We start from the raw sequence: 8,412 nt of genomic DNA on the forward strand, positions 1-8,412 counted from the left end.
GTTTGAGGCTCTTTTCGGCCCTTTTGAAAGAGTGGCATGAGGACTGGGCCTATGGGCGAAAATATTTGAATTTGGACCTGCTAAGGGAGTGGGAGGCTGAGCGGCGCGCTCACCCCCAGGACCGCGGTCCTGGGGGTGAACTGCCCCTTATGAAGGAAAATGAATTAACTGTAGCTTGAGAAATTTACAGAAAAAAAGTTGCACAACTAAAATAATAACACGTACGTATATTTACGAACTACGAACTATTCTCTATGTGGTCTCTTCAAAAGATCCTTTTGAATGCTCAATTCATTGAGCGTGAGCTATTTTTTCACATCCTATTCATTCACCTTAACATCAAATTGTATGGATAAAAAAATTACCCGAAAAGACTTCTTTAAGAAAACGGCAACTTATACAACGGGTGTTGGAGTTGCAGCGGTTGGTACCGGCTTATTATTTTCCCAGGAGGCAAAAGCTGAAGGCCTGGCAGAGGAGTGGCCTGCTCCTTATGATGCCCTGGATATAGAAACAGTTAGAATCAACGCCCATGATGATTTTTGCACGGAGGGGAAGGGGTGTTGCTTTGCGGCATTTAATGCCCCGGTAAATTTATTAAGAGCGCAATTGCCCGCTACATTTCCTGCCTTTCCGAATGAGATAATGATATACGGGCATGGTGGCGTGGCAGGCTGGGGAACCATTTGCGGGGCTATAAACGGTGCAGCGGCTCTTATTTCACTGGTATGCGATAAAGCTTCCTCAGATCAACTCATTAACGAGCTTTGCGGCTGGTATACACAGGCACTGATTCCGACAGAAATCAGTAACGATTATGCAAGTCAGGGGACATATTCTGCAACAATATCGGATGAAGTCCTGGTACAGAATGCATGCGGATCAGTCTTATGCCATGTATCCTGCACAAAATGGTGCAATGTCTCGGGAATAGCTGTGAATGATCCGAAAAGGAAGGAAAGGTGTGCCCGGCTCACCGGAGATGTAGCGGCTAAAGCGGCAGAGCTTCTGAATGAGCACTTCAGCAGTGGTTTCTCTGCAGAATATGTTGCACCTTCAAGCATTGCCGCATGTATGACCTGTCAAGGAGCAGCAGGTTCCAAAAAAAATGTAGCATCGGAATCGGAATGTGAACAGTGCCACGGAGATTACCAGGAAGCTCATAAATCAGTGGGTCAAAAGAGTTTTGAGGCCAATAGCTTCAGTGTTGAGCAGAACTTCCCCAATCCTTTCTCAAACAGAACCACCATTCGTTATTCCCTGGATAGGCAAGATTCTGTATCCATCGAAATTTTCGATATACAGGGAAGAAGAATAAAGACGATAATGAGCAACATGCCTCATGTTAGCGGGGAATATACCATTGAATGGGATGGTACAAATGATCAAGGAGGAAGGGCTGAAGCGGGAGTATATATATTCCGGTTCAGGGCAGGATCTAAAATTCAGACCGTCAGCATGATGAAAGTCTAACTCCTCCCTGGCACCCTCTTAATAAGTTATTTCACGGCCGTATTTTTTCGTACAGGCCTGAAATCCTTTTATCATAAATTTCTTTTATCTCATCTTCATGCTCCCCAATGGGCCTGACGGGGATCAAATCCATGACTTCTTCGGGAGTAAGTGAAGATTTGTAATAAAGTTGTATGGATCTTTTCAGGGTATTCCGGATCACTTTTTTCGCTTCTGCTTCATCGAAACCCATTTGCACTGCAAGTTCCTCCATTTTTTTCCACTGGAACCAGAAATAGGTCGGCAGCATGGCCGAAACCATGGCATATCCCTCAAGCAGAGATTCTTCCACTTCTACTGTCTTGCCCAGTTTTCTGAACAATTGCATCAGGTTCTTTTTTTCTTCTTCGGAATAATCTTTATGGAAACAAACCGGGTTATAGCCCTTATTAATGTATGAGCTTGCATTGGGGATCATTCTAACGATGCGCTGTGTATGTAACAAGCCGGCTATCTTTTCGATAGTGATTTTAGGAGCCAGGGAGATCAGCGATGACTCTGCTTTCAGGGATTCCTTTATCTGATTCAGAGTTTCCATCATCACAGGAGGATGGACCGCAAGGAATACCAGGTCCTGTTGTGCTGGCTCCGCTAGCGAACCTGCGATTGTAATCTCCGGAAATTGGGCTTTTAAAGAGGAAGCCACCTCCTGGTTGGGCTCGTAAACAAGAATGGAATTGAATTCGAGAGATTTGTTTTGAAATGCCTGGAGGAAGATCCTGGTGATTCTTCCGCCACCGATGAATCCTAATGTTGTTGTTTTCATGATATCTGCTTTTTCGATGATTATTTGATTTCAAATTGAGGCTCCGGGAAAGCCATGGAAAATAGTATCAGAATACCACCCATTATTGTCAGGACAAGGCCAAGATAAAACAGTGTATAAACCAGCCAGTGACTGATTACTAACATCCCAGGTCCGGTGATACAGGTAAGGGTTAATGCCATAAGCATATATATATTCAAAGCACTTCCCGGGGCCCGGGTATGACCTGCACCGGATGCGGCCGACCGGATACGGTTGAATAATAGGAAAATACCTGCCAGGATGATAAGTGTGGCAATGATAAAATGGTTGGCATCCACTTGTAGTCTGGCTGGAAGCTTATAAACGGATAGTTGGTCGTCGAGCCAGATACGTGCAAAAACCGCCAGGGCGCTTAAGCCAATGATCAGACTGGCCCCATTGAGCCATTTTTTGGAAAGCTGATCTTTTATAAGGCGCCGCAAGCCAAAAACCAGCAACAGCACAAGGAAAAATATGCCCATCGCATAAATTAGTGGTTTCAGGAAAGTTTCTCTAAGAATGCCGGAATGGACCTGGACAGCAGAAAAGCAAAGCGAGGCGAATTGGAACTGAGTTACGGGCTTTCCCTCTTCGTCGAAGGGATATTTCAGTACCGGGGAGGTGAAGAATCCCGATTGATAGCTGTGACAATCCGTACATCCGTTTACACCCAGGGCGCTGCTGGCCGGGAAAATATCATGGTTATAGGTATGAACATTTCCAAAGGGAGATGCTTCCCATGACTCCATGGATAAGCTGGTAAATTCATGACCTGAACGATAGACCCGGTTGTTCATTACCCAGACCACCTTTTTGTTTTCCATCGGGTAATTGATTTCCTTAAGTTTCATGCTAACCGACCGGATCAAAACATCAATTTCTTCCGGAGTATTAACTTCAATTACTTCATCTGCATTATCATCCCTGATATCGGAGAGTCCGGGGTATTTCTCCGGATCTTGCCGGTGATCGGCCCACATCTTGTATATGTCACTCATTTTTAACTGCATCAATCCCTCTCTTCCGTCTGACTGAATGGCCGGCCAGGCGGTGTGAACTCTGTTGGCCGGATAGATCACACCTTTGTATTTTAACAGCTCAGGTCTGAACATGCAGTCAGGTTTATCATCATAACCCATCATTTCCAGGTCTCCGTAATGGTTCCAGTAGTTCATCTGAGGATCGTAGAAGGTCCACAAGTGTTTCCCTTTGGTAGGGATCTTCGTTCCCGGATTGAATACATCGCTGGCCACAAAATGAGCTGACTTCACCGTTCTTTCGGGGATATGGCAGGTTTGGCAGGCGATTTTATCAAGATGCAGCGGAGGCAACCATTTGTGTTTAGCCAGCGGAGCACCCAGATACCCGTTGTCGTGGCAATCGGAGCATGTTCTCATGGTATGGTCCAGGTCATCTCTCACGTGTCCTCCGGGATCATCTCCCTTGCCAAACTGATGAAGCTCTTTACCCCTGATCCGTTCATTTGCGGCTGATTTGCCTGCCGGGTGACAGTCCACACATTTCAATCCTGCCTGTAAATGAACATCGGTCCTCATCCGGAAATTGGCCCCTCTTTTCTTCCATCCTGGTTTGGCATGGCAGAACAGACATGCTTCATTTCGTGGTTCTCCGACGATATGAGGTTCAACCCTTCCGTCCGGATTGAATATCGATTTATCGTAAGTGAGCGTTACAGGGACTTTCGATGCCACCGATCCGCTTACTTCAGCAATTCCGGATGCAGCGGTGGCAGCCCATTTGAAATTCATGTTCTGAATATTCCGGATCCGTTCCTTGTTGTCGTAGCCTGGTAAAAGACATATATAGCAATCGGCTTCTATAACTCCCGATTCGCTCCACCTTGCCTTGAAATATTCCCCGTCAAGCTTATTTGATCCACCTGAAACGAAATTATTCAAAGGATTATTCATCACGCTGTCATATCTCATTCCGCGTAGGTCGTATTCGAGAGATCCTCCTCCGGGGTGACAGACGCCGCAGGAAACTGCAAAGTCGAAGGAGCTCATATCGACCATTGCCGGCTCGTCATTGTTCTTTTCTGACAAATATCTGTAAAGCGGGGCAGGGGAGCACCAGGATCCCCCGTAATTGCCCGGCGATGACACCCACTGCATCCTTTCAAGCTGAAGGGCTGATGCTGCTTCATCTTTGCCCTGCTGAAAGTGATAACCCCGGGTGATCTTCTCATAATCATGACATTTTCCACAGGTCTGTTTAGGAGAATAAGGCTTGTCGGTATTTTCTCCTGTAAGAGGATTAATGGTATCTCCTTCCTGGGTTAAGAGATAAAATGGCGGACAAACACCCGTTGGGGAAATTGATTCAGCTTCCGAGACCAGTGATGGGGAACTTTTTGATCCGGTTTTTACAGCCACGGTTACGGTCACGCTTACCAGGACCAGGATCATCAATGTCATTGGGAAAAGGGTTCTGAATTTCATAATGCTACTTTTACGGTCACAATCACAGTCGTCATGAGGATTATTAGTCTCATCTGTTATATAATTCCATAAATCAGTCCGCTTAAAGTGGCCATGAAGACTACCAGGGCAACATATACAAGTGTTTTCTGAGTCCCAATGACCCCTCGTATTACCAGCATATTAGGCAGGGACAGGGACGGGCCGGCCAGCAACAGGGCCAGTGCAGGTCCCTTCCCCATTCCGGCAGCAATAAGCCCCTGTAATATGGGTACTTCTGTCAGGGTTGCAAAATACATGAATGCACCTACGATGGCAGCGAAAAAGTTGGAGAGAAACGAATTTCCCCCAACCAGTCTTGCCACCCATTCATTAGGAATGATTCCTGCCATTGCAACATCGTCATGCGTGGATCCCAGTAAAAATCCGGCGATCAGAACCCCTATAGCCAGCAAAGGCAGAATCTGCTTGGCAAAATCCCAGGAAGAAAGAGTCCATTCTTTGTTACCGGGGTCTTTTTTATCGATAAGTGTAATAACGGCCAAACCGGCCATTCCAATAAGCATGGGGATCATGGGTGATGTGAAGATTATTGCAGCTGATGTTGTGATAATACCGACAATGAATATATGATACCACTTTAGTCTGAGAATAAACACCAGGGAAAATGCCAGCAGAATGGCAAACACCGAGGTGATGATCCACTTATTGGACCAGATCCAGTACCAGCCTCCCTCAGTCACACCTTCTCCGGGTTTTCCCCAGTTTGCAAATACCAGGATGATGACCAGGATGAAAAAATGAAAAGCTGTCTGCCACATGGGCCTTTTTTCCGGCATGGCAGTGAAATTCATTTGTTCTTCTCTCTTTTCCTTTTCCTCTTTCCTGTATAGGAGCGACATGATTGAGCCGATTACGATAGCAAAAACAACAGCCCCTACTATCCGTGCAATCCCCATCTCAAAACCAAGGATCCTGGCCGTGAGGATAATGGCCAGGATGTTTATGGCCGGCCCGCTGTACAGAAAGGCGATGGCTGGTCCCAGACCGGCGCCTCTCTTATGAATACTTGAAAAGAGTGGGAGTATGGTGCAGCTGCAAACAGCCAGGATGGTTCCGGAGACTGAAGCTACTGAATACGACAGCCATTTTTTAGCCTGTGCCCCGAAATATTTCATCACGGCACCCTGGCTGACAAATACAGATATTACTCCGGCAATAAAAAATGCTGGTAACAGGCAGAGAATGACGTGTTCACGGGCATACCAGCGTGTCAGATCAAACATGGCCATCAGGGCTTCCCTGAATCTGGTGTATTCAAGAGGCATAAAAAAAACAGCCAGAAACACCAGGGCCATCCAGAAGAGTATCTTAATTTCTTTTTTCCAATCCATGGACTGTCATTTCTTTATAAGTGGACTATTCGTAAAAGCACGAACTAATTGTTCAAATTTTTTAGAAGTAGATAATTATGATGTAATATACTCCGGTTCCGATGAACACGATCGATATTATTCTTCGAAACCATAGTTCAAAGACCTTCATTCTGTTGTATAGTTTACCCACGCCGGATACTGTAAAGGCCAAAAGCCAGGCAAAGATAATTACCGGGATTCCGGTGGCTATGGCAAATATGACTGGCAGGTATAATCCCGAAGCACTAGTAATGCTCATGGGGATCAGCATTCCGAAATAGAGCACTGCGCTATACGGACAAAAGGCCAGAGCAAAAATGATCCCGAGCAACAATACATCCCAGTAGCTCCGCACTCCCTTTTTCTGAAAACGACCTTTCAGCCTGGAAAAACCGGGAAAATTGATTCGGATGATATCCAGCATAAGAAATCCGATAAGAATCAGCAGCGGTCCAATGATTTTTTCCCCGTAGAGTTGGAACCATCCGGATATTTTCAACTGATCGGCACCAAGGAACAGAATAAATGCCAGCAAAGTATAGGAAACAGCTCTTCCCAGGGTATAGATGATCCCGTTTAAAAAAACCACCCTTTTGCTTTCCACTTCCTTGCTTATATAGCCAATCGCAGTGATATTTGTTGCCAGGGGACAGGGACTAATGGCGGTCAGGAGTCCAAGCAAGGCAGCAGTCAGAAAAGGGATTGAACTACTTCCGGCAAGATTGCTGAGAAATTCTTCCATAAAAAATGGCGGACTATAGCAGTGGTGTGATATGATCTGAAATGATCTGCTTTAGTTTTTCCGGATTACTGCGCGCATACATGAAGCCCTCGTTGGTAATATTTATTCTTTTATCACCGTTGATAATCAGTAGTGTTTGCCCGCTTATACCCAGTTCTTCTGCCTTTTCTTTTCCTCCGGTTTCATCCAGGTTATAATCCATAAATGGAACGCTGTCCCCATAAAGTTCTTCCAGTGCTTCACCGGATACCGTTTCAACTGCCTGACAGGTTACACATCTCCTGGTATAGTGAAAATAATATACTTCAATATCATTTGCCTGTGAGACGGTTTCTTTTTCAGAATTACGATCAGTTTGTGCCGAACAGGAACAATTCATGAACAATGCCATCATAATTGCTGAATATAACATGAGTCCTTTCATAGTTTATTGATTTTGAGTGAGGATTTGTTTAAGCTCATTTACAGAGGGAAGTCTGCCTGAGAGTACAACTTGTTCGTTGATCACCAATCCGGGAGTATGCATTATTCCATACTCCATGATTTTCATGATATCCTCGACTTTAGATACATGGGCTTCAATGGCCAGTTCGTCTATTGAGTCCTTCACCGCTTTTTCAAGCTGCTTGCATTTGGGGCATCCTGTTCCCAATATCTTAATTTCCATAATAATGAGAGTTGTGTTTTTTGATGTTCGTAAAAATACGAATAGAAAACTTAAAAAACTAACGGGAAAGAAAATTATTAAACAATTCCTGAGCTTCTTTCCAATTCTCCTTATTGATACAATATTTTATCCGGGGTGCCTCAATCTCCCCCTGGATCAAACCGGCAGCTTTTAGTTCTTTAAGGTGCTGGGAAAGGGTCGATTTGGCTATGGGGAGAATATCTGACAGGTCGCCGCTATAACAGCAGGATTGTTTTACCAGTAACTCGAGTACATAAATGCGAATGGGATGCCCCATGGCTTTTGCATACCTGGCAATTCTTTTTTGCCGCTTGGAAATAATTTCTTTATCCATGGAATTCTGAATTTACTCGTTCGCAAAATAACGTACATTTTTTTGTACCTGAAAGAAAACTCACGTTTTCCCGTTTTTTTCACAAAAATGAATCTGTTCACTCCGCCTGAGATGAATTTCGAATCAGGGTTTTCTTGCAGGCACTGATTAAGCAGGGCTATCTACCAGTTTATTCTTAAATGCATATATAATCAGGTTGACTGTATTAAATGTATTGGTCTTTTGAAACAGACTGCTTTTGTACTTCTCAACCGTCTTGGGACTAATGTGAATTAATTCTGCGATCTGTTCATTATTGTACCCCTTACATGTCAATTCAAGCACTTCTTTTTCACGATCTGTAATGAGGAAGTAATATGCTTTCTCTCACTTTCATTTCTCTGCCTGCTTAGGTTTTTAAGTACTACCTGAATAATTCTACTTTGACACATTAGCGTATTCTTTTAGATAGCAGCTGTTTATTGCGTATTGTCGACGCCTGTGTCGGTTAAAT

8 protein-coding genes are annotated in these 8,412 nt (G+C 44.5%); 1 reads left to right on the forward strand and 7 read right to left on the reverse strand.

Annotated features, from left to right (window positions below):
• The first annotated feature begins 348 nt into the window (after window positions 1-348).
• Complete coding sequence (locus P1P86_16365; GenBank protein MDF1576760.1) at window positions 349-1,473, forward strand: C-GCAxxG-C-C family (seleno)protein; 1,125 nt, start codon at window positions 349-351, stop codon at window positions 1,471-1,473.
• A gap of 31 nt (window positions 1,474-1,504) precedes the next feature.
• Here P1P86_16365 and P1P86_16370 read toward each other — a convergent pair whose 3' ends face one another.
• The 7 genes from P1P86_16370 to P1P86_16400 form a co-directional block, all read right to left on the reverse strand.
• Window positions 1,505-2,278 carry an NAD(P)-binding domain-containing protein gene (locus P1P86_16370; GenBank protein MDF1576761.1) on the reverse strand — a complete coding sequence of 258 codons (774 nt, stop codon included), beginning with the start codon at window positions 2,276-2,278 and terminating at the stop codon, window positions 1,505-1,507.
• 20 nt (window positions 2,279-2,298) lie between these two features.
• Window positions 2,299-4,761, reverse strand: coding sequence for a hypothetical protein (locus P1P86_16375; protein ID MDF1576762.1), 2,463 nt, complete (start codon window positions 4,759-4,761; stop codon window positions 2,299-2,301).
• A gap of 56 nt (window positions 4,762-4,817) precedes the next feature.
• Window positions 4,818-6,134, reverse strand: coding sequence for a permease (locus P1P86_16380; GenBank protein ID MDF1576763.1), 1,317 nt, complete (start codon window positions 6,132-6,134; stop codon window positions 4,818-4,820).
• Window positions 6,135-6,195: 61 nt separating this feature from the next.
• Window positions 6,196-6,897, reverse strand: coding sequence for an aromatic aminobenezylarsenical efflux permease ArsG family transporter (locus P1P86_16385; protein MDF1576764.1), 702 nt, complete (start codon window positions 6,895-6,897; stop codon window positions 6,196-6,198).
• 13 nt (window positions 6,898-6,910) lie between these two features.
• Entirely contained in the window at window positions 6,911-7,291 is a 381-nt protein-coding gene (locus tag P1P86_16390) for a nitrophenyl compound nitroreductase subunit ArsF family protein (protein ID MDF1576765.1), read from the reverse strand.
• Between the two features lie 33 nt (window positions 7,292-7,324).
• Window positions 7,325-7,564, reverse strand: coding sequence for a thioredoxin family protein (locus P1P86_16395; protein MDF1576766.1), 240 nt, complete (start codon window positions 7,562-7,564; stop codon window positions 7,325-7,327).
• 58 nt (window positions 7,565-7,622) lie between these two features.
• Window positions 7,623-7,919, reverse strand: coding sequence for a metalloregulator ArsR/SmtB family transcription factor (locus P1P86_16400; GenBank protein MDF1576767.1), 297 nt, complete (start codon window positions 7,917-7,919; stop codon window positions 7,623-7,625).
• Window positions 7,920-8,412: the final 493 nt, after the last annotated feature.

This window comes from Bacteroidales bacterium (assembly GCA_029210725.1).
GTDB lineage: Bacteria > Bacteroidota > Bacteroidia > Bacteroidales.